This is a genomic window from Streptomyces sp. CB02980, from assembly GCF_014451325.2.
Classification (GTDB): Bacteria; Actinomycetota; Actinomycetes; order Streptomycetales; family Streptomycetaceae; genus Streptomyces.
Map to the genome: position 1 here is coordinate 164,001 of NZ_JACSCH020000016.1, position 22,026 is coordinate 186,026.

The following is a 22,026-nucleotide window of genomic DNA, read 5'->3' on the forward strand; positions in this document are numbered from 1 at the left end:
GGCGCGGGCCCGCACAGGGCGGAGGCAGAGATGCGGGCCGCACGGGGCGGAGGCAGAGGTGCGGGCCCGCACAGGGCGGAGGCAGAGATGCGGGCCGCACGGGGCGGAGGCAGAGGTGCGGGCCCGCACGGGCGCGGAGGCAGAGGTGCGGGCCGCAGGGGGCGTCGGCCCCCGCACGTGGTGGAGGCGGAGGTCCCGGTGGGGGCCCGCGCCACGAGCCCCGCACGCGTCCCGCCGCTAGTCGTCGTACTTCGCGTCCGCCGCCGCATCCAGCGCCAGCCGGTAGCCGCGCTTGACGACCGTCTGGATCAGCTTCGGCGTGCCCAGGGCCGCCCGCAGCCGCGCCATCGCCGTCTCCACCGCGTGCTCGTCCCGCCCCGCGCCCGGCAGCGCGCGCAGCAGGTCCGCGCGGGAGACCACCCAGCCGGGGCGGCGGGCGAGGAGCCCGACGAGGGCCATTCCGGCGGGCGGGACGGGCCGCAGGAGGCCGTCGACGAGGACGGCGTGCCCGCGGACCTCCACCCGGTGGCCCGCCACGGGCAGGACCCGCGAGCGGGCCGGCAGCTCCTTGCAGAGCAGCTGGACGAGCGGCCCGAGCCGGAACCGCTCGGGTGCGTACGTGTCGATGCCCTCGGCCTGGAGCGGGAGCGCCGTCACGGGCCCCACGCACACCGCGAGGACGCCGTGCCTCAGCGCGGCGACGAGTTCGGCCCGTACGCCCCTCTCCTCGGCCCGCGACAGCAGCGACACCGCGGCGGGCGCGCTGGTGAAGGTGACCGCGTCCAGGCCCCCGGACAGGGCCCCGTCGAGGAGCCGGTCGAGCGGCCCGATGTCCTCCGGCGGCATCCAGCGGTAGACGGGCACGCCGACCACCTCCGCGCCGCCTGCCGTGAGCGCCTCCACGAAGCCGGGCAGCGGCTCCCCGTGCAGCTGGAGCGCGATCCGCCGGCCCGCCACGCCCTCGCCGAGGAGCCGGTCGAGGACCTCGGCCATGGACTCCGAACCCGGCGACCAGGACTCGGTGAGCCCGGCGGCCCGTACGGCTCCCTTGACCTTGGGTCCCCGGGCGAGCAGCTCGACGTCCCGAAGCATGGCGAGGAGCTCCTCGCCGCACCCCCAGCCCTCCGCCGCCTCGACCCAGCCGCGGAAGCCGATCGCCGTCGTGGCGACGACGACGTCCGGGGCGTGGCCGATGAGTTCCTTGGTGGCGGCGAGGAGTTCGGTGTCGTCCGCGAGGGGCACGATCCGCAGGGCGGGTCCGTGGACGACGGCCGCGCCCCGCCGGCGCAGCAGCGCGATGAGTTCGTCCGCGCGCCGCGCCGCGGTGACGCCGACCGTGAAGCCGGCGAGGGGCCCGGCGGGGCCGTGTTCTTGCTGCTCGTCCATGGGGTCAGAGCCTGACGGGGACGCGTGACGGTCTCGGTTCGCCCGTATTTCCTGATCGTTACGGTCCGCGCCGGGCACCGGACATCACACCTTCGCGTAGCCGGGCCGCGGCTCCGGCTCGGTGACGTCCCCGGCGTTCTCCGGGACCGTGGAGGGGACCGCGGCCGGAGCGCGAAGGTATACCGCCCAGGTGACGACCATGCAGGCCCCGTAGAAGGCCAGGAAGGCGACGAAGGCCGCCGTGCCGGTGCCGGAGGTCTGGAAGGACTGGCGGAAGGCGAGGTTGATGCCGAGGCCGCCGAGCGCGCCGACCGCTCCGATGAGGCCCATCGCGGCGCCGGAGAGCCGTCGCCCGTAGGCCTCGGCGGTCTCTCCCGCGAGGCCCTTGCGGTGCCCCTGGGCGAGGAAGATCGCCGGGATCATCTTGTACGTGGAGCCGTTGCCGAGGCCGCTGAGGACGAAGAGGCCGATGAAGCCGACGAGGAAGACGGAGAGGGACTCGACCACGGAGGCGTAGATGACCACACCGGTGGCGAGGGCCATCGCGGCGAAGGTCCCCAGGGTGATGCGGGCGCCGCCGTGCCGGTCGGCGAGGGAGCCGCCGATCGGCCGGATGAGGGAGCCGAGCAGCGGGCCGATGAAGGTGAGCGAGGCGGCCTGGAGCGGGGTGCGGCCGAACTGGGTCTGGAGGACCAGGCCGAAGGCGAAGCTGTACCCGATGAAGGAGCCGAAGGTGCCGATGTACAGGAAGGCCATGATCCAGGTGTGACGGGCCCGGACGGCTTCCTTCGCGGCACCGGTGTCGTTCTTCACGGGGGCGAGGTTGTCCATGAAGAGCGCGGCGCAGACGGCGGCGACGATGATCAGGGGCAGGTAGACGCCGAGCACGATCCTCGGGTGCAGGGCGCCCGCCGTACCGATGACGAGGAGGCCGACGAGCTGGACGACGGGGACGCCGATGTTGCCGCCGCCCGCGTTGAGCCCGAGCGCCCAGCCCTTCTTCCGCAGCGGGAAGAAGGCGTTGATGTTGGTCATCGAGGAGGCGAAGTTGCCGCCGCCGACGCCGGTGAGCGCCGCCACCAGCACGAAGGTGGTGTACGAGGTCCCGGGCTCCATCACCGCGAAGGCGAAGCCGGTGGGCAGCAGGAGCAGCAGGGCGCTGAAGACCGTCCAGTTGCGGCCGCCGAAGCGGGCGACGGCGAAGGTGTACGGGATGCGGATCAGCGCGCCGACGAAGGTCGCGGTCCCGATCAGGAAGAACTTGCCGGCCGGGTCGACGCCGTACTGCGGCCCCATGAAGAGCACCATGACCGACCACAGGCTCCAGATGGAGAAGCCGATGTGCTCGGAGATGACGGAGTACAGCAGGTTCCGCCGCGCGATCCGCTCCCCCTTCTCGCGCCAGAAGGTCTCGTCCTCCGGCTCCCACTGCTCGATCCACCGGCCGCCCATGTCGTACCTCCGCGGGTGTCGGGTCCTGGGGCGTCCACAGCCCCGGTCCACCTGTCCCCGACGCTAGGGAGGCCGCGTTTCGGCCCGGTGCCGCGAGGTGACGTCAACGGAACCTTGCTCTCACCCGGAGCGCGAAGCCCCTGTGAGCGCCCCCCTTCTTCTCGGGCTCGGCTCTCCCCCTCGCTTCGCTGGGGGACCCCCGCCGGGGCGCTGAAGCCGGAGGAACAGGGCTCACTCGCCGGGTCCTACGGGTGGACGTGACCGGGTCTCCACGCGTGCCGCCCCTCAGGCGCCCGGCAGCCCCGGCTCCCCCTCCGGCAGCCAGGACCCGGCCGGGCGGGCGTGCCAGCCCTCCCTGGCGCCGATCTCGGCGGCCGCGGTCCGCAGCGCGTCCAGACCGGGGTGGCGCAGCCCCTTGCGCCACACCAGGCTCACGGGCGACAGGGGTACGGGGTCGACGAGCGGCCGCAGCACACAGCCGGGCATGGGCGGGAAGTCGACGACGGCGAGCACCGGGTTGCGGTGCTTGGCCATGATGCGGCGGAACTCCTCCTTGCCGATGGCGAGCGGCGCGGGCGGGGCGATCTCGATGCCGCGCCCGGCGAAGAGCCGGGCGGCGAGGTCGGTCCACTCGGGCGTGCGGTCGTTCCCCGCGCCCGCGTAGATCCGTTCCCCGGCGAGAGCGGCGAGCGGCACCTCGGTCAGGTCGGCGAGCGGGTGGTCGTCGGGGAGGATCACGGCCATCCGCTCGTACCGCACGAACTGGGACTCGAGCCGTGCCCGCAGCCCGGAGTCGAGCCCGCCGTACCGGCCGAAGGAGGTGTCGAGCCGCCCGGCGAGCATCTCCCGTACGGCGCCGGTGAGTCCGCTCTCGTAGCGGGCCATCAGTTCTTGGTCCGGGGCGAGTTCACGAGCCCGGCGCAGCACGTTCTCGGGGGCGAGGCCGGGGCTGTTGAGGTCGACGAGGAGCGGCCGGGGCGCGGCCCGGAAGGCCTCGGTCAGCTCGTCGTGCGCGGCCAACACCCGGAGCGCGTACGGGAGGAGGCGCTCGCCGTCCGGTGTGAGGGAGACCTGCCGGGTGGTCCGTACGAAGAGCTCGGCGCCCACGTCGCGCTCCAGGCGCCGGATGTCACGGCTGAGGGCCTGCTGGGCCACGTAGCGGCGGGCGGCGGCGCGGGTGAAGTGCAGCTCCTCGGCGACCGCGGTGAAGGCGCGCAGGAGGCGGGGGTCGATGTCGCGCGGCACGGCGGACGCCGACGCGGCGGACGCCGGCACGGCAGACGCCGACACGGGAGACGCCGGCACGGGAGACGCCGGCATGGGAGACGCCGGCACGGGAGACGCCGGCATGGGAGAAGGTACCGGGGAGGGCATCGCCGCATTTAACAACACAGCCGAGTGAATGGCCACCGAACAGGTGTTGGACCCGTCCTGCCCCCTCCGGCGAGCCTTGATCCATGCCGCACCCGGACCTCACCCTCACCCCGGCGGGCCCGGCCCTCGCCCCCCGCTACCGCGACCGGCGCACCGCCGTCCCCAGCAGCCCCGCCGCCGCCCACCCGCCCCGCAACTCCTACCTCCGCCTCTTCACCGTCCCCGGCGCCCGCGGCTTCGTCGTCGGCAATCTGATCGCCCGGCTGCCCATGGGCATGTTCGGCGTCAGCGCCGTGATCATGATCGCGGCGGCCTACGACTCGTACGCCCTCGCGGGCGGCGTGACCGCCACCGGCATGGCCGCCGGGGCCCTCACCGCCCCCTGGATCGCCCGGCTCGTCGACCGGTACGGCCAGGCGCGGATCGCGGTCCCCGCCACCGCCTACGCCGTCCTCGGCCATCTGGTGCTGCTGCTCTGCGTCCACGAGAAGGCACCCGTCTGGGCCCTGTTCGCCACCACGGCGCTCACCGCCACCTCGCCCAATACGGGCGGCATGTCCCGGGCCCGCTGGGCCCATCTCCTCAAGGGCGACCGGGACGCCCTGCACACCGCCAACGCCTTCGAACAGGCCACCGACGAGCTCTGCTTCATGCTCGGCCCGGTCGTCGCCGCACTGCTCTGCGCCACGCTCTTCCCCGAGGCCGGCACCCTCGTCGGCGCCGCCCTGTTCCTCACCGGCGTCCTGATCTTCGCCGCCCAGCGCTCCACCGAGCCACCGGTCTCACCCCGTACCGCCGCGGGCTCCCCGCTGCGGGTCCCCGGCATGGCCCCGCTCCTGGCGGTCTTCCTCGCCACCGGCGCGGTCTTCGGCTCCATGGAGGTGGTGACCGTGGCGTACGTGGACGGACCCGTCGCCGGTCCGGTGCTGGCACTCCAGGCCGCGGGCTCCTGCGCGGCGGGCCTCCTCTACGGCCGCGCCCACCGCACCGTCCGGCTCCGCACCTGCCTGGCCGCGATGGCCGTCCTGATGACGATGCCGCTGCTCGCCGCCTCGACCGGCTCGCTGCTCGCCCTCGCCGCCGGGCTCCTCCTGGCGGGCATGGCGACGGCTCCGACGATGGTGACGGGCATGGGCCTGGTGCAGCGCCTGACCCCGGCGTCCCAGCTCAACGAGGGCATGACGCTGGCCGTGACCGCCCTGCTCGGCGGCATCGCGGCCGGCTCCGCCACCGGCGGCTGGGCCGCCGACCACGCCCCGTTCGCCTCTTTCGGCTTCCTGGTCCCGGCCACCGCGGCCGCCGCGGCGCTGGCGCTCTGCGCGGCGACCAAGGTGGGGAGCCGGGCATGACGAAGGCCCGGCAGTCGGATGACTGCCGGGCCTTCGCCCACATGGGATGAGATGTCCGAGGAGGCGAGCTTCTCGGACGCTCGGTGGAGATGGCGGGAATCGAACCCGCGTCCAACGGTACGGAAACAGGGCTTCTCCGTGCGCAGTCCGCTACGAGTTTCTCAGCCCCGGAGATCACACGGACAAGTCTCCGACGGGCTCAGTCACTGTTTGATTTCCCTCTCACCCCCGTGACCGGGGTGAGAGGTTTAGATCCCTAAATGACGCCAGGATCCGGGTCGGGACCACCCCCGGGCTGACGCTCCTCACAGAGGCTTCTTGTCGTTACCTAAAATTAGGCAGCGAGGGCGAAGCGGGAGTTATCGCTCTTGGAGTTGGCGATTATTGGTTGCGACATATGGTTAACGAGATCATTGCCGCTTCCTCGACACGCTTCCCCTGCATCGGTATCCGCTGTCGAAACCGATCATCCCCATGTTTATTTTTCAAAGTGCGCACCCTTGCGGGGTGTGCACGGCCCATCGTACGTGACCGACGGGTGCTGTCGCCAGCGTATTAACCGTGGCCGCGCCGCTCCGCAGAACCGCGCCGCCGGGGGCCACGCCCACGCCGCGGGGCGGGGCTACGCGGCCTGAGCCGCCCGCTGCTTGCGCTTGGCCGCCGCGATGGCCCGGTTCGTCTCGCGGGTGTCCTGCTGCTCGCGCAGGGTCTGGCGCTTGTCGAACTCCTTCTTGCCCTTGGCGAGCGCGATCTCGACCTTGACCCGGCCGTTCAGGAAGTACAGCGCGAGGGGCACGATCGTGTGACCCGTCTCCTGCGACTTCGCCTCCAGCTTGTCGATCTCCTCGCGGTGCAGCAGCAGCTTGCGCTTCCGCTTCGCCGAGTGGTTGGTCCAGCTGCCCTGCATGTACTCGGGCACATGGATGTTGTGCAGCCACGCCTCGTGCCGGTCGATCTGCACGAAGCCGTCGACCAGCGAGGCGCGGCCCATCCGCAGCGACTTCACCTCGGTGCCCATGAGCACCAGACCGCACTCGTAGGTGTCGACGATGTGGTAGTCGTGGCGCGCCTTCTTGTTCTGCGCGATGATCTTGCGCTCGGGCGCCTTGTCCTGGTTCTTCTTCGCAGGCTTGCCCTGCACGTTCACGAGTCCCTTTGCCATAGTGCGGTCATTTTCGCACTACGACCCCCCTCCGAGGCCACTCAATACCGTCTTCGCCCGTTCTTCCGCCCGTTCCCCGGCGGTCAGGTCGGGCGTGATGCCCCGGCCGTCGACGGCGTGACCGGCCGGGGTGCGGTAGTGGCCGACGGTCAGCTCGGCGACGGAGCCGTCCGGCAGGGCGCTGGGCATCTGGACCGAACCCTTGCCGAAGGTGCGCGAGCCGACCGTGACGGCCCTGCCCCGGTCCTGGAGGGCGCCGGTGAGCAGCTCGGCCGCGCTCATCGTGCCGCCGTCGATCAGCGCCACCAGGGGCCTGCCGGTGTCGCCACCGCCCTCCGCGTACACGGCGCGCTGCTCGCCCTCCACGTCGTACGTGGCGACCAGACCGCCGTCGAGGAAGGCGGAGGCGGCCACGGCGGCCTCCACGACCAGGCCGCCGGAGTTGCCCCGCAGGTCCAGGAGGACGCCGGCGCCGGCCGGGGCGGCCCGTACCGCGTCCCGCACGCGCGTGCCCGCGCCCTTGGTGAAGGCGGCGACCCGGATCAGCAGGGTCCCGTCGTCGAGGCGGCGAACGGTGACGGGGTCCGTGGCGAGCCTGGCCCGGTGCAGGGTCTGGGTCCAGGCCGCGCGGCCGCGCTCGACCCGGAGGGCGACGGCGGAGCCGGGTACGCCGTCGCCGCGCAGGAGGGCGACGACCTCGGAGACCGAGAGCCCGTGGACCGGGCGGCCGTCGACGGAGACGAGCCGGTCCTCGGCCCGGAGCCCGGCCCGCTCGGCGGGGCCGCCGCTCTGCACCCGGGTCACCCGGACCCCGCCCTCGCCGGCCCGGCCGGCGGAGAGCCCCACGCCGGTGTAGGTGCCGTCGAGGGCCTGCTCGAACTCGGCGTACTCCCTCTTGTCGTACACCGCGCCCCAGCGGTCTCCGCTGCGGCTGACGAACTCCTCGGCCGCCTGCTTGCCCGACTTGCCGTCCGCCATGGCGTCGGCCGCGGCCCGGTTCAGGGCGGCGCTGTCGACCGTCGCGGAGTCCCGGGACCCCTCCCCCGCGCGCAGGGTCGCCTCCGTGCGCCCGGCGGCGGATTCCTGCCGGGGCAGCGAGCCGGTGGCGGCGGCGGTGGCCAGGACCCCGGTGAAGACCAACGTCAGAACGGCCCCACGGAGCACTCCGCGGGGCCGGATACAGAGATGGTCGGTGCCGGCCGGCATGGCGCCCACTCTAGGACAAGGCAATGGCGCCGCACGGGCTTTGCCCGTACGACGCCATCCGCCGTCACTGGTGTCTTCTCACACCTTCAGGTACTTGCGCAGCGCGATGAAGGCGGCCACCGCGGGCATCAGCAGCCCGATGGCGATCACCAGCGGCAGCTTGGCGAGGACGGCGTCCCAGCCGATGAAGTTGACGAGCTGCATCTTCTCCGCGAGCGCGATGCCGTGGTCGATGAGGAAGTACCGGCCGACGAGCAGCAGCACACAGGCGACCGCGCCACCGAGGAGTCCGGCGAACGCCGCCTCCATGATGAACGGCATCTGGATGTAGAAGCTGGACGCGCCGACGAGTCGCATGATCCCGGTCTCGCGGCGGCGGCTGAAGGCCGAGACGCGGACCGTGTTGACGATCAGCATCAACGCGATGACCAGCATCAGCCCCATGACGCCGAGGGCGGCGATGTTCATGCCGTTCATCAGGTCGAAGAGGTTCTGCAGGATGCCCCGCTGGTCCGCGACCGACTCGACGCCGTCACGGCCGGCGAAGGCGGTGGCGACCACCTTGTACTTCTCCGGGTCCTTGAGCTTGACCCGGAACGACTCCTGCATCTGGTCCGGCGTCACGACGGAGGCGATGGCGGTGTCGCCGTACTGCTCCTTGTAACGCTTGAACGCCTCGTCGGCCGTCTCGTGCATGACGGTGTCGACGATGTCCATCTTCTTCAGATCGGCCTCGATCTGCTCCTTCTGCTGCGCCGTGACCGCACCCTTGGCGCACTTGGCCGCCGAGGCCGCGTCGGCCTTGTTGCAGAGGAAGATGGAGACGTTGACCTTGTCGTACCAGTAGTCCTTCATCGTGCTGACCTGCTCGCGCATGAGCAGCGCACCGCCGAACAGGGCGAGCGAGAGGGCCACGGAGACGATGACGGCGAACGTCATCGTGAGATTGCGCCGGAGACCGACGCCGATCTCGGAGAGCACGAACTGAGCGCGCATGGTGTGTTGAGTCCCCTACCTGCTCAGTGCTGGTAACCGTAGACGCCGCGGGCCTGGTCGCGGACGAGGCGGCCCTTCTCGAGCTCGATGACGCGCTTGCGCATCTGGTCGACGATGTTCTGGTCGTGGGTCGCCATGACGACGGTGGTCCCTGTCCTGTTGATGCGGTCGAGCAGCTTCATGATGCCGACCGAGGTCTGCGGGTCGAGGTTGCCGGTGGGCTCGTCGGCGATCAGCAGCATCGGGCGGTTGACGAAGGCCCGGGCGATGGCGACGCGCTGCTGCTCACCGCCGGAGAGCTCACCCGGCATCCGGTCCTCCTTGCCGCCGAGCCCGACCAGGTCGAGCACCTGCGGCACGGCCTTGCGGATCTCGCCGCGCGGCTTGCCGATGACCTCCTGGGCGAAGGCCACGTTCTCGGCGACGGTCTTGTTGGGAAGGAGGCGGAAGTCCTGGAAGACGGTGCCGAGCTGACGCCGCATGTGCGGCACCTTCCAGTTGGAGAGCCGGGCCAGGTCCTTGCCGAGGACGTGCACCTGGCCTTGGCTGGCGCGCTCCTCACGGAGGAGCAGCCGCAGGAAAGTCGACTTTCCGGAGCCGGACGAACCGACGAGGAAGACGAACTCCCCCTTCTCGATCTCCAGGGATACATCCCGGAGCGCGGGGCGGTTCTGCTTCGGATAGGACTTGGAGACGTTGTCGAATCGGATCACGGATGCACCACGGTCGGCCGGGAGTAGGTGTGCGTGACCTTACGCGACCGGGGAAGACCCGCGCAGTCGCGGTTCCGGCTTGCGGCGTTTATCCTTTTCGCCCTCGCGGACGAAACGGTCGCGAACCGGCGGGGCGCGCCGAAACGCCGTCGAGCTGGCACAGTGGTAGGGGGAACGTCCGGACCCCGTCGGGCGTTGTCCTGGTGTGAAGCCCAGTGCGGGAGGAGGAGAGCGCATGACCTACGACCGACTGGTGTGCGCCAACTGCGCGGCCCCGGTCGCCGAGGGCCGCTGCCCCGTCTGCCGCGCGAACCGGGAGCGACTGACCCCGCAGGGTGGTCTCTCGCCCGCGATGCTGCTGGCACTGGTGATCGCCCTGCTGGCTGCGATCGCCCTGCTCGCGGCGGTCCGTACGGTCTAGCGGGACCGCACGGCGTCCACACGAGCCGGAACCATGAGGAAGGGCCGGGGAGCATCTCCCCGGCCCTTCCTCATGCTCTGTACGTCATACGCCGTACGGATCCACGCTTGCGACGGGATCAGACGGCGGCGCGGCCACCGCCGACGAGACGCGGCAGCATACGGAAGCCGATGCCACCGGCGATCATGGTCGCGGCGCCGATGATCAGGAACGAGGTCTCGGCCGCACCGGTCTCGGCGAGCTCCTCCTTGGCCTGACCCTGCTGCACGGGCTGCGAGCCGGCGTTGTTGGTGTCGGTGTTGCTGTTGCCGCTGTCCACGCACTCGGCGCCGTCGAGGTCGACGGTGCAGGTGCCGGCGTCACCGTTGTCGGTGTTGTCGTCACCCGGGGTGGTGGGCGTCTCGGTCTGGCCCGGACCGTCCGTGTCACCCGGCTCCGGCTCGGTCGGCGGCTCGGTGACCGGCGGCTCCGTCGTCGGCGGCTCGGTGACCGGCGGCTCGGTGGTGGGCGGCTCCGTCGTCGGCGGCTCCGTGGTGGGCGGCTCCGTCGTGGGCGGCTCCGTGGTCGGAGGCTCCGTGGTCGGAGGCTCGGTGGTGGGCGGCTCCGTCGTCGGCGGCTCCGTGGTCGGAGGCTCCGTCGTGGGCGGCTCGGTGGTCGGAGGCGGCGTCGTCTCGCACCCGGCTCCACCCGGCATGCAGGTGTCCGACGGGATCGGAAGGTCGTCGCCGAAGGCACCTACGGCCTGCGCCGCACCCGCCGCGGTCAGCGACGCACCGGCCGCGATCACCGCACCGGCGGCAATGCGCGCGATACGGACTCGCATCTGCTTGGTCATCTGGCTGCTACCCCCAGTAGCTCATCTCGTCATGGGGCAGCGCTCGGGGCACGCGACAGAGGCGGCTCACTACTGGGCCCGCCCCCGTTCGCACGCGCCCCAGAAATGCGCATGCCAGTACGTCACCCTTCCGAGTTTCCGATGAAGCGTCAAGGTCGTTGCGCGTGCGATGCCCGAAAGATCACACCGTGTCCCACATGCGACGATGCAACTGTGACGTAAACCCAGAACTCCGGGTCCCGAGCCGCCAGTTCCCTTGTCGACAAAGCTCCCCAACGGCCTCGTTTCCGCTTGCGTCAGCGAATCCGCCGACCGGGCGGAGGCCACCGCGCAGAACGACGACGGGCCCCGCACCATGACGGTGCGGGGCCCGAACGTGCCGTGTTCCGGGGTTACTTCTCCTGCTGCTTGCGCCAGCGGATGCCCGCCTCGAGGAAGCCGTCGATCTCGCCGTCCAGGACGGACTGCGGGTTGCCGACCTCGAACTCCGTACGGAGGTCCTTGACCATCTGGTACGGGTGCAGGACGTACGAGCGCATCTGGTTGCCCCAGGAGCTGCCGCTGTCCTTCAGGGCGTCCATCCTGGCCCGCTCCTCCTGGCGCTGGCGCTCGAGGAGCTTGGCCTGGAGGACGTTCATGGCGCTCGCCTTGTTCTGGATCTGCGAGCGCTCGTTCTGGCAGGAGACGACGATGCCGGTCGGGAGGTGCGTGATGCGCACGGCCGAGTCGGTCGTGTTGACGCCCTGGCCGCCGGGGCCCGAGGCGCGGTAGACGTCGACGCGCAGCTCGGACTCGTCGATCTCGACGTGGTCGGAGGACTCGACGACCGGCAGGATCTCGACACCGGCGAAGGAGGTCTGGCGACGCCCCTGGTTGTCGAAGGGCGAGATGCGGACCAGACGGTGGGTGCCCTGCTCGACGGAGAGCGTGCCGTAGGCGTACGGCGCCTTCACCACGAAGGTGGTCGACTTGATGCCGGCCTCCTCCGCGTACGAGGTCTCGTAGATCTCGGTCGAGTAGCCGTGGCGCTCCGCCCAGCGCAGGTACATGCGCTGGAGCCGCTCGGCGAAGTCGGAGGCGTCGACGCCACCGGCCTCGGCGCGGATGTTGACCAGGGCCTCGCGCTCGTCGTACTCGCCGGAGAGGAGGGTGCGGACCTCCATCTCGTCGAGGGCCTTGCGGACGGAGGTGAGCTCCGTCTCGGCCTCGGCGAGGGTGTCCGGGTCGTCCATCTCCTCGGCGAGCTCGAAGAGCACCGCCAGGTCGTCGATGCGCCCGCGCAGGGTCTCGGCCTTGCGGACCTCGGCCTGCAGGTGCGAAAGCTTGCTCGTGATCTTCTGCGCCGCCTCCGGGTCGTCCCACAGGGACGGGGCCGCGGCCTGCTCTTCGAGCACGGCGATGTCGGCCCTCAGCTTCTCGAGGTCCAGGACGGCCTCGATCGACCCCATGGTCGAGGAGAGGGACTTCAGCTCTTCGGATACATCGACGACTGCCACGCGTCCAGCGTAACGGCTCGCCGCCGCTGTTACGGCAGTGAGGACTGCCTGGAGTCCTGCGGCGGGGTGTCGGCGTCCCCGGAGACCGCCAGGTAGCCGCCCGCGCCGAGGGCGCCCGCGACCACCACGGCCGCGATGGTGAGGGTGATCCGGCGCTTGCGGACCGCCTCGGCCTTGTGGCGGGCCGAGCCGGGTCTGCGGGCCCCCGCGGGGCGCGGGGCGCGGGCCGTGCCCAGGGGACCGCCGGAGAGCTCGTCGGGGGCCGGGACGCGCATGGAGGTGTGGGTGTCGCGGTTGGAGTCGGCGGAGGCGCCGGGGACGAGCGGGACGGCGGCCCGGCGCGGACCGGGCTCCCCCGCGCCCGTACCGGTCGCGTACGCGTCCTCCTCGTACGGCTCCGGCGCCGGCTCCGCGTCCGGCTCGTCCACGTCGAGCGGCGGGATGCCCTTGAGCAGCGGCAGGACGTCCTTGAGGCGGGTGGCGAGCTCGGAGGCGCGCAGCCGGGAGGCCGGGGCCTTGGCCAGGCACTGCACGATCAGCTGCCACAGCTCCTCGGGGATGCCGGGCAGCGGGACGACGGTCTCGGTGACGTGGCGGCGCAGCACGGCGCCGGGGTGGCCGCCGCCGAAGGGGGTGAAGCCGGCGAGCAGCTCGTACAGGACGGTCGCGAGGGCGTAGATGTCGACGGCGGCGCGCGGCGGGAGGCCCTCGACGATCTCGGGGGCGAGGTAGTCGGGGGTGCCGATGATCCGGGTGGCCTTGGTGCGGCCCGGCGTGTCGATCAGCTTGGCGACGCCGAAGTCGGTGAGCAGGGCGGGGTGCGCGCCGCCGGGTCCGAGCGGTCCCTCCATGTCGAGCAGGATGTTCTCCGGCTTGACGTCCCGGTGGACGATCCCGGCGGCGTGCGCGGCCGCGAGGGCGTCGGCGACGTCGGCGACGATCGCGACGGCGGCCTCGGGGGCGAGCCTGCGTTCCCGGTCGAGTCGGGTACGCAGGTCGGTGCCGCGCACGAGGTCCATGACGAGCGCCAGGTCGTTGCCGTCGACGACGAGGTCGCGGACCTTGACCACGCGGGGGTGGTCGAGACCGAGCAGGGCGGTGCGCTCCTGGACGAAGCGGCCGACGAGCTCCTGGTCGGAGGCCAGGTCCTCGCGCAGCAGTTTGACGGCGACGGGACCCTCGGGCCCCTCGCCCAGCCACACCGTTCCTGCACTGCCCCGCCCCAGGATCTGGTGGGTGGTGTAGCGGCTGCCGATGTTCCGTGCCAAGACTGCTCCCTCAGCGGCTGCGGTTCGCGTGCAAAGTTACGCGTACGCAGCCGCCGGACGTCACTTCCGAGGGGAAATCACCCCTCGGAAGTCGATAAATCGGCAGTATTACGTGGTCCCAGGGCCTCACTGCCCGGTCGTACCGCCGGTAGCACCGGTGGAATCGGTGGCCTCGCCGATCTTGGAGACCCAGTCGGTCACCTTCGAGATGCCGTCGCCGATGGCCTCCCAGTAGCCCTTGCCCTCGGCGATCCAGTCCTGGAGGGGGGTCAGTTCCCAGACGAGCCAGCCCGCGACCACGAACAGCACGATCATGACCAGGCAGCCCTTGAGGCAGCCGAGGCCGGGGATCCGCACCGGGTTGGCGCTGCGCTGACGCGGCGGACGCGGCTCGCGCGGGGCCGGGGCCTGGGGTGGCGGCTGCGGCGGCGTGTACTGCTGCTGGGGCTGCGCGTACTGCTGCGGGGCGGGCGGCGGCGCGTACTGCTGCGGCTGGTGCTGCTGCTGGTGCTGCGGCGGGTACGGCTGCTGCGGCCGCTGCTGCGCGGGACGCTGCTGCTGCTGGTACGGCTGCGGCGGCTGCTGCCCGTACTGGCCCTGCTGGCCCTGCTGGCCCTGCTGGCCCTGCTGGCCCTGCTGCCCGTACTGGCCGGGCCGCTGGTCCTGCGGGGGCTGCTGCCGCTGCGGGCGGCGGCGCAGCGGGTCCTGGCTCGGGTCCAGGTACTGCACCTGCGTCTGCTCGTTGCGGTCGCGGGCCGCGCGGAGCTGGCTCTGCCAGGGATGCGGCTCCTCGGACTGCGCGCCCTGCCCGGACTGCGGCGGCTGCGGCGGTACGGGGGGCATGACGGCCGTCGGGTCGGCGGAGCCCGCCGTGCCGCTGGTCGGCATGACGCTGGTCGCGCCGGCGGGGTCGTACTGCGGCGGCATCCCGGCACCGCTGGGCAGCACCTGGGTGGGGTCGGCGGCCCCCGCCTCGGGGGTCTGCGGGACGGGCGCGGGCGCCGGGTCCGGGGCGAGGAGCGCGCCGACGCCTTCGGCCGCCTCGATCTGGGCGGGCGTGGAGTGCACGCCGATGCCGGCGGCGACCGCGCGCAGACCGCGCGCGAGGTTCACCGCGCTCGGCCGCCGTTCCGGGTCCTTGCTGAGGCAGCGCTCTATGACCGTCCACAGGGGTCCGGGCACGGTCGAGGGCCTGCGGGGCTCCTCGCTGAGGTGCCGGTGGAGGACCTCGAGGGCACTGCCGCCCGCGAACGGGGGCCGGCCGGTGACCAGCTCGTAGAGCAGGATGCCGGCGCCGTAGATGTCGACGGCGGAGGTCTGCGGGCGGCCCTCCGCGGACTCCGGCGCCACGTACGCGGGCGTGCCGACGAATTCGTGGGTGCGGGTCAGGCCCGGGGAGTCCGCGAGGCGCGCGATGCCGAAGTCGGTGAGCATCGGGTGCATCTGGCCGCCCTGCTCGGCGAGCAGGACGTTGGCCGGCTTCAGGTCGCGGTGGACGACGCCGTCGGCGTGGCTCGCGGCGAGCGCGTCCGCGATCTGGGCGGTCAGGAGGGCGGCGGCGACCGGGGTGAGCGGGCCGCTGTCCCGGATGTACCGGTGCAGGTCGGGGCCCTCGACGAGGTCCATGACGAGCGCGAGGACATCGCCCTCGACGACCAGGTCGCGGGTGCGCACGATGTTGGGGTGGGTGAGCCGGAGCAGCACGGACCGCTCGCGCAGGAAGCGCATCACGATGTCCGCGTCGTTGGCCAGCTCCTCCTTGAGGACCTTGATCGCGACGGTCTCGCCGGGCTGGCCGGCCACGGCCGCCTCGGCGCCCGCCGTCTCCCGCTGGCGGGCTCGCCAGACGGTGCCCGTGGCGCCGCGGCCGAGCGGCTCCTCGAGCAGGTACTTGCTGCCGATAGGCCGCACGTCACGCGCTCCCTGCTGATCGTGGTCCTGGGGTGATCCGGTGATGCTCCCGGGGTCCCTGTTCTCTGTTGTGACCCGTCCGGGTGTCCGACCCACTTTAGTGCCGCCGAACGGGGTACCGACCGGTCGTCCACAGGCCGATTCCGATTGCGACGGCCTGCCGACGGCCTGCCGGGTGCGGGCCGGCGCCGTGCCGACGCCGGTGCCGACGTGCGCCTTCGCGGGCCGGGCCCGGGCGGGTCCGGTCTGTCCGAAAGAAGACGCTTCCGGAGGCGGGACGGTTGCCGGGCATGTTCCGAAGGCATGCTCAACCAGGCACTTTTGCGTCCACAGTCGACCATTCAAGATCACTTCCGGCCGACCCGGGGGCGGGTTGTCGGTGGCAGGTGCGAGGATGCCTCCAGCACGTCGCATCGGTGGGGTCGGGAGCCCCCGCGCCGTGCCGACCTGTACCGGGCGACGCGTCCGTGCCGGGTGGGGGGAGTCACAGGGCGGTTCCCCTGCCGGGCATCACGCAGAAGGGACCGCTGACGGCGATGCAGATCCGGCTGACCGTCCTCGCGCCGTACGCCGGCCATGGCGCCGGACGTACCTGCGACGTGCTCGTCACGGCCCCCGCCGGGACGGCCCTGGCCGCCGTGGCCTCGAATCTCGCCGCCGCCGTCACCGGCCCCGACACCTCCGCCTCGGGCACCACCGTGCTCTACGCGGGCGCGGAGCGGCTCGACGGCCGCCGCTGTGTGCTCGGCGAACCCCCGCTGGTCGACGGCGCGGTCCTCTCCCTCCAGGTCCCGGGCCCCGACGACCGCGTCGGTGAGGCCGCCGCGGCCCGGCTGCACGTGGTGGCGGGCCCGGACGCGGGCGGAGTGCACCTGCTGCACGGCGGAGCGATCAGAATCGGCCGTTCCGTGGACGCCGACGTACCGCTCGACGACCCGGACGTCTCCCGCGCGCACTGCACGGTGACCGTCGGCGAGGACGGCCGGGTCACGGTCGCCGACCGGGGCTCGACGAACGGCACGACCCTCGACGGCGCACCGGTCGGCGACCGCCCGGTCGCCTTCCGGCCGGGCGCGCTGCTGCGCCTCGGCGAGTCCGCCCTCCGTCTGACCGGCCCCGGCGACGACCTCGGGGGTACGGAGACGAGGGCGCCGGCCCCGGACGGCGAGGGCCACCTGCGCGTGGCACCGCCCGAAGCCGACGGACGGGCTCCGGCGGTGGGCGACCGGCCCGCCCACGCGGGCGTGCCCCGCCCGGCGGCCGGCGGCCCGGTGGACGACACCACCCACGGCGGGGCGCGCGGCGTCCCGCCGGGCGAGGCCCCTCAGCGCGCGTACGACGACCCGTACGGCCCGGGCGCCCGCGACCGCGGTACGGACTCCCCCGGCGCGGGCCACGCCCGCGCGGGCGACCACCCCGGCGGTCACGACGGGCCCGACGGCGGCGGCGAGGCCCACAGCCGGACCCGCCCGCCCCGCGGCGACACTCCCCCGGCCCCGGCAGGCTCCCCGCGCGCGGGCGGCGGGGGCAAGCGGGGCCTCGGCGCCTGGGCCCGGCGCCTGGCCGGCGGACGCGAGGAACTCCCGGCGCCCGCCGCCGACCCCCGTACGGCTCCGGACACCCACGCGGGCGCCCGGCTCGGCGCCGGAGCCCGGGACGGTTCCCCCGCGCCCGTGCCGATGGCCGACACCTGGCCCGATCCGGCCACCGTCCTGCTCACCGCCCTCGGTCCCGGCCCGCGGCTCTGGGAGCGCGGCCAGGACCACCCCGAATCCCTGGTGGTCCGGCTCGGCACCACGGACCGCGCCGACCTCTCCGGCGTCCCGGTCACCGTGGGACTGCGGGAGGCCGGTTCGCTGGGCCTCGCCGGCCCCGCCGACCGGCTCGCCGGTCTCGCCCGCTCGGTCGTCGCCCAGCTCGCCGCCCTGCACTCCCCCTCCGACCTGGAGATCGTGCTGATCAGCGCCGACCGGAACCGCTCCGTCGAGGAGCGGCGCCGGTCCTGGGGCTGGCTCGGCTGGCTCCCGCACGTCCGGCCGGCCCACGGCCAGGACTGCCGGCTGCTCCTGGCGTACGACCGCGAGCAGGCCCAGGCCCGTACGGCGGAGCTGACCCGGCGGCTCGACGACGGTCCGCTCGGCCCCGGCTGGCCCAGCGCCGACCGCGCGTCCGTCGCGGAGGCGGCGGCCCGTCACGAGGGGCCGACGACGGTCGTGGTCGTCGACGGCGACCCCGGTTCGGCGGCCCTGCGCGAGACCGTCGCGCGGCTGGCCGGAGCCGGTTCGGCGGCCGGGATCCATCTCCTGTGCCTCGCCGAGGCGCCCGCGGCCTCCCCGGTCTCCCCGGTGGCCGCCACCTACGAGACGGCGTGCGCCGCGTCCCTCGCGTTCCGCGAGTGCGGGGCCGCCGCGCTCCTCAGCGGCGACGTGGCGACGGCGCTGCGGCTGCTCAGGACGGCCGGCGGACGGGTCGCCGGCCACGGCACGGTCGGTGTGGTCGACGCGGTCTCCGTCGCCTGGGCCGAGCGGTTCGGCCGGGCGCTCGCCCCCTTGCGCACGGACACGACGGCGGCGCCCGGCGCGCGGGCCGCCGCGCTGCCCCCGTCGTCCCGCCTCCTCGACGAGCTCGGGCTCGCCCGTGCCACCCCCGCCTCCCTGATGGCCCGCTGGGCCTCCGCCGGGGACGGCACGGCCGTCCTGGGCGCGGGGCCGCGCGGCCCCCTGGCCGTGGACCTCACCCGCGAGGGGCCGCACCTGCTGATCGAGGGACCCGCGGGAAGCGGGCGGACGGAGCTGCTCCGTTCGATCGCCGCCTCGCTCGCGGCCGGCGGCCGCCCCGACCGGCTCGGCCTGCTCCTGGTGGACGGGGCGGGCGGCGACCGCGGCGAAGGGCTCGCGGTCTGTACGGAGCTGCCGCACGTCACGGAGCACCTGGTCGCCTCGGACCCGGTGCGGATGCGGGAGTTCGCGCAGGCCCTGGGCGCGGAGCTGAAGCGCCGGGCGGAGCTGCTCGGCGACGGCCACTTCGCCGACCGCCGGGGGACGCGCGCGGCGCCCGCGGCGACCGCCGCCGACCGGCTGATCGGCCAGCGTGCCCCGAGCGCGGCGGAGTCCGTGCCCCAGGGCGCCCGCGCGACCGTCCGCCTCCAGGACTCCGGCGACCTCACGGACCGCCCGAGCGGCCGCACCCTGCGCACGGGCGACGGCACGATCGGCGCCCTCCCGAGCACGCGCGGCGGCCGCACGGACGGCCCGTACCCCACGTCGGACGACCTCGGCGGCCGCCCGAGCGGCCGGATCACGTACCCGGGCGACCTCGACGGCCGGTCGAGCGCGCGGAGCGCGTACCCGGGCGATGTCGACGGCCGGCCGAGCGCGCGGAGCGCGTACCCCGGAGACCTCGACGGCCGGTCCGGCCGGATCGCGTACCCCGGTTCCGATGACCCGAGCGGGCGCCCCAGCAGCCGCACCCTGCGCACGGGCGACGACGACCTCACCGACCTCCCGAGCGGCCGCGTGGCCCGCGCGGGTGCGGAGGACCTGGGCGGCCACGGCAGTGGGCGCGTGTCCCGCGGCGGTGCCGAGGACCTTGGCGGCCACGGCAGTGGACGGGTGCCCCGGCTCGGCGCGGACGACCGCGGCGGACCCGGCGGCGGGCGCGTGCCCCGGCCCGGCGACGGTTCGCTCGACGAGCGGTCCGGTTCCCGGCCGCGGGCAGGCGCCGACGCCTTCCTGACCGACACGCCCAGCGGGCGGCTGCCGCGCCGGGACGGCGACGACCGCTCCGGCGGCCGCACCCTCCGCACCGGCGACGGCGACCTCACGGACCGCCCGAGCGGGCGCGTGTCCCGCACCGGGGCGGAGGACCTCGTGGGCCACGGCAGCGGGCGTGTGTCCCGGCCCGGGGACGGCGACCTCGGCGGGTACCCGAGCGGCCGGGTGCCCCGACCCGGCGACGGCGACCTCGCCGACCGCTCCGGCGGCCGCGTGCCCCGCCCCTCCGGCGAGGAGACGGCCGGGCGGATCCCCCGGCCCGCCGGCGGCGAGCAGGGGTCCGGGCGAGCCTCGGGCGGACCCGCCCACCTCCCCCGGCTCATCGTTCTCGTCGACGACTTCGACGCCCTCGTCGCCCCCGCGCTCGGCGCCTCCGGGCGGCCCGCCGCCGGGTCCGTCGTGCGGGCCCTGGAGGCCGTCGCGCGGAACGGCGAGCGGCTCGGCGTGCACCTCGTCGCGACCTCCGCGCGTCCCGACCGGACCGCCGACACGGAGCTGGCCCACGGGGCCCGGCTGCGCATCGTGCTCGACGCGCCCCCGGTGACCGGCGGACCGGACGTACCGGCCGCCGGGCGCGGGCGCCTCGGCCATCCGGACGGCCGGGTGACGCCCTTCCAGGCGGGCCGCGTCACCGGCCGGATTCCCCGGACGGCGACGCTCCGCCCCACCGTCGTGCCGCTGGAGTGGGAGCGGATGGGCGATCCGCCGACCCGCCGTCCGGTCCGCGAGCTGGGTAACGGGCCGACGGATCTGGCCCTCCTCGCGAGCGCCCTCGACCGTGCCGCCCGCTCGGTCGAGGCGACGCCCGTGGCCCCGCTGACCCCCGCGACCCACAGCTGACACCACGTCACGGGGGCGTCGCGATCGCCCGCTCGACCCGGTCGGCGGTGATCCCGTCGGCGGCTCTCCTCGCGCTCAGGCCTTGAGCGCCGCCACCGCCGACCGCGCCAGATCGTCCACGTACCCCGGGGGCAGCGGCGTACGGACCACGACGAGGCGCCAGTAGAGCGGCCCGACGACCAGGTCGAGGGCGCGGCCCGGGTCGGTGCCCTCGGGGAGTTCGCCGCGGGCGACGGCCTCGCGGACGACCTGGGTCATGACGCCGCGCTGGCCGTCGAGCAGTGCCGCCGTGACGGCCTCGGCGATCTCGGGCTGCCGGGCGGCCTCGACGAGCAGGTCCGGGATGACCTGCGAGGCGACGGGGTGGCGCAGCGCGTGCGAGGCCACCTGGAGGAGCGCGCGCACGTCCCCGTGCAGGGAGCCGGTGGCGGGCGCCGGCAGGCCCTGGGCGGCGAAGGCCCCGACGAGGTCGAGGACGAGGGCGAGCTTGGACTTCCAGCGCCGGTAGACGGCGGTCTTGCCGACTCCCGCGCGGCGCGCGATGCCCTCGATGGACATCCGGGCGAAGCCGACGGCGGCGAGTTCCTCGAAGACGGCGGCGCGGATGGCCTCGGTCACGTCCTCGCGGAGTACGGCCGCTCCGGCGGGGGCGCGGCGTGGGGTCGGATCGGTCATGAACGGCATCCTAGCCAACGGCGACGCCCCGAGGTCGTCACGACGATACGGTTGCGTTCCGACGCAGGATCACTCTAATCTCCCCGTAGCGACGATACGGACCCGTTCCATCGCCGAGGATGCCCGCACCCTTCGTCGAAAGCGCCCACCCGTGACCACCCAGACGCTTCCCCCGCCCCTGCAGAAGCCCCCTCCCGGGGAGGCCCCTCCCCAGGAGACCTGTCCCCGGGCGGCCCCCACCGAGGACCTGCGCGAACTCGCCCGGCGCCACGGTCTCACCGTCAGCGGCGCCCGCCCCTCGCTGCCCGCCTACGCCCGGCAGATCTGGTCTCGCCGCGACTTCATCACCGCCTTCGCGACCGCCCGGCTGACCGCGCAGTACAGCCAGGCGCGGCTCGGCCAGGTCTGGCAGGTGATGACCCCGCTGCTCAACGCCGCCGTCTACTACCTGATCTTCGGCGTGCTCATGGACGCCGAGGACGGCGTCGCCGACTACGTGCCCTTCCTGATCACCGGCATCTTCGTGTGGACGTTCACCTCGAACACGATCCTGGCCGGCACCCGGGCGATCAGCGGCAACCTGGGCCTCGTCCGCGCCCTGCACTTCCCCCGCGCGAGCCTGCCGATCTCGCTGTCGCTCCAGCAGCTCCAGCAGCTGCTGCTGTCGCTCGCCGCGCTGGTCATGATCCTTCTCGCGCTCGGCGAGTTCCCCACCTGGAGCTGGCTCCTCGCCGTCCCCGCACTGCTCTGCCAGGCGCTGTTCAACACGGGCGTGGCACTCGTCCTCGCCCGGCTCGCGGCCCGCACCCCGGACATCTCCCAGCTGATGCCGTTCGTGCTCCGCACCTGGATGTACGCCTCGGGCGCGATGTGGTCGATCCAGAACCTGGCGGCGAGCGGACGCTTCCCCGACGGCGTGGTGCTCGCCCTCCAGTGCAACCCGGCGGCGGTCTACATCGACCTGATGCGCTTCGCGCTCATCGAGAGCTACACCTCGGCGCAGCTGCCGCCGCACGTCTGGGCACTCGCCGCCGGCTGGGCCCTGCTGGCCTTCGGGGGCGGTCTCATCTGGTTCTGGAAGGCGGAGGAGACGTACGGCCGTGGCTGACCCCCGGAGCACCCCCACCCCCACCCCTGCGACCAGCCCCACCCCCGCGACCAACCCCGCG

At 73.6% G+C, this 22,026-nt stretch carries 16 protein-coding genes and 1 other RNA gene; 4 read left to right on the forward strand and 13 right to left on the reverse strand.

From position 1 onward, the window contains the following. Positions 1–237: 237 nt before the first annotated feature. From E0F75_RS29505 to E0F75_RS29515, 3 genes are all read right to left on the reverse strand, one after another. Positions 238–1,386 carry a uroporphyrinogen-III synthase gene (locus E0F75_RS29505; protein WP_229313998.1) on the reverse strand — a complete coding sequence of 383 codons (1,149 nt, stop codon included), beginning with the start codon at positions 1,384–1,386 and terminating at the stop codon, positions 238–240. A gap of 84 nt (positions 1,387–1,470) precedes the next feature. After that, positions 1,471–2,838 carry a NarK/NasA family nitrate transporter gene (locus tag E0F75_RS29510; RefSeq protein WP_229313999.1) on the reverse strand — a complete coding sequence of 456 codons (1,368 nt, stop codon included), beginning with the start codon at positions 2,836–2,838 and terminating at the stop codon, positions 1,471–1,473. 285 nt (positions 2,839–3,123) lie between these two features. Continuing rightward, positions 3,124–4,083: a LysR family transcriptional regulator gene (locus E0F75_RS29515; protein WP_229314040.1), complete on the reverse strand. Its 960-nt coding sequence runs from the start codon at positions 4,081–4,083 to the stop codon at positions 3,124–3,126. A 212-nt stretch (positions 4,084–4,295) separates the two neighbouring features. Here E0F75_RS29515 and E0F75_RS29520 point away from each other — a divergent pair, with 212 nt between their 5' ends. Then, the gene (locus tag E0F75_RS29520; RefSeq protein ID WP_229314000.1) at positions 4,296–5,561 is read left to right on the forward strand and encodes an MFS transporter; all 1,266 of its coding nucleotides are present in this window, start codon (positions 4,296–4,298) and stop codon (positions 5,559–5,561) included. A gap of 81 nt (positions 5,562–5,642) precedes the next feature. On the opposite strand, the gene ssrA is transcribed toward E0F75_RS29520, so the two are convergent. From ssrA to ftsE, 5 genes are all read right to left on the reverse strand, one after another. Then, positions 5,643–6,035, reverse strand: a transfer-messenger RNA (tmRNA) gene (gene ssrA, locus E0F75_RS29525). Between the two features lie 148 nt (positions 6,036–6,183). After that, positions 6,184–6,723 carry an SsrA-binding protein SmpB gene (smpB, locus tag E0F75_RS29530; protein ID WP_229314001.1) on the reverse strand — a complete coding sequence of 180 codons (540 nt, stop codon included), beginning with the start codon at positions 6,721–6,723 and terminating at the stop codon, positions 6,184–6,186. Positions 6,724–6,741: 18 nt separating this feature from the next. Beyond that, a complete protein-coding gene (locus tag E0F75_RS29535; RefSeq protein ID WP_229314002.1) occupies positions 6,742–7,929 on the reverse strand; it encodes a S41 family peptidase in 1,188 nt (395 codons plus the stop codon). A 78-nt stretch (positions 7,930–8,007) separates the two neighbouring features. Then, a complete protein-coding gene (gene ftsX, locus E0F75_RS29540) occupies positions 8,008–8,925 on the reverse strand; it encodes a permease-like cell division protein FtsX (RefSeq protein ID WP_229314003.1) in 918 nt (305 codons plus the stop codon). 23 nt (positions 8,926–8,948) lie between these two features. After that, positions 8,949–9,638, reverse strand: coding sequence for a cell division ATP-binding protein FtsE (gene ftsE, locus E0F75_RS29545; protein WP_030223113.1), 690 nt, complete (start codon positions 9,636–9,638; stop codon positions 8,949–8,951). A 235-nt stretch (positions 9,639–9,873) separates the two neighbouring features. Between ftsE and E0F75_RS29550 the strand changes: the two genes are divergently transcribed. Beyond that, positions 9,874–10,059, forward strand: coding sequence for a hypothetical protein (locus E0F75_RS29550; protein ID WP_229314004.1), 186 nt, complete (start codon positions 9,874–9,876; stop codon positions 10,057–10,059). 118 nt (positions 10,060–10,177) lie between these two features. Here the strand turns inward: E0F75_RS29550 and E0F75_RS29555 are convergent, their stop codons facing one another. The 4 genes from E0F75_RS29555 to E0F75_RS29570 form a co-directional block, all read right to left on the reverse strand. After that, a complete protein-coding gene (locus E0F75_RS29555; RefSeq protein ID WP_229314005.1) occupies positions 10,178–10,894 on the reverse strand; it encodes a hypothetical protein in 717 nt (238 codons plus the stop codon). A gap of 392 nt (positions 10,895–11,286) precedes the next feature. Beyond that, complete coding sequence (gene prfB, locus E0F75_RS29560; RefSeq protein ID WP_229314006.1) at positions 11,287–12,390, reverse strand: peptide chain release factor 2; 1,104 nt, start codon at positions 12,388–12,390, stop codon at positions 11,287–11,289. Between the two features lie 29 nt (positions 12,391–12,419). Next, complete coding sequence (locus E0F75_RS29565; RefSeq protein WP_229314007.1) at positions 12,420–13,658, reverse strand: serine/threonine-protein kinase; 1,239 nt, start codon at positions 13,656–13,658, stop codon at positions 12,420–12,422. Positions 13,659–13,784: 126 nt separating this feature from the next. Then, a complete protein-coding gene (locus tag E0F75_RS29570) occupies positions 13,785–15,569 on the reverse strand; it encodes a serine/threonine-protein kinase (protein ID WP_229314008.1) in 1,785 nt (594 codons plus the stop codon). 536 nt (positions 15,570–16,105) lie between these two features. On the opposite strand from E0F75_RS29570, the gene E0F75_RS29575 reads away from it, so the two are divergent. Then, on the forward strand, positions 16,106–20,182 hold the full coding sequence (locus E0F75_RS29575; protein ID WP_229314009.1) for an FtsK/SpoIIIE domain-containing protein: 4,077 nt from the start codon (positions 16,106–16,108) through the stop codon (positions 20,180–20,182). A gap of 75 nt (positions 20,183–20,257) precedes the next feature. Here E0F75_RS29575 and E0F75_RS29580 read toward each other — a convergent pair whose 3' ends face one another. Next, entirely contained in the window at positions 20,258–20,857 is a 600-nt protein-coding gene (locus tag E0F75_RS29580; RefSeq protein WP_229314010.1) for a TetR/AcrR family transcriptional regulator, read from the reverse strand. Positions 20,858–21,008: 151 nt separating this feature from the next. On the opposite strand from E0F75_RS29580, the gene E0F75_RS29585 reads away from it, so the two are divergent. After that, positions 21,009–21,965: an ABC transporter permease gene (locus E0F75_RS29585; RefSeq protein WP_374115453.1), complete on the forward strand. Its 957-nt coding sequence runs from the start codon at positions 21,009–21,011 to the stop codon at positions 21,963–21,965. Positions 21,966–22,026 lie beyond the last annotated feature (61 nt).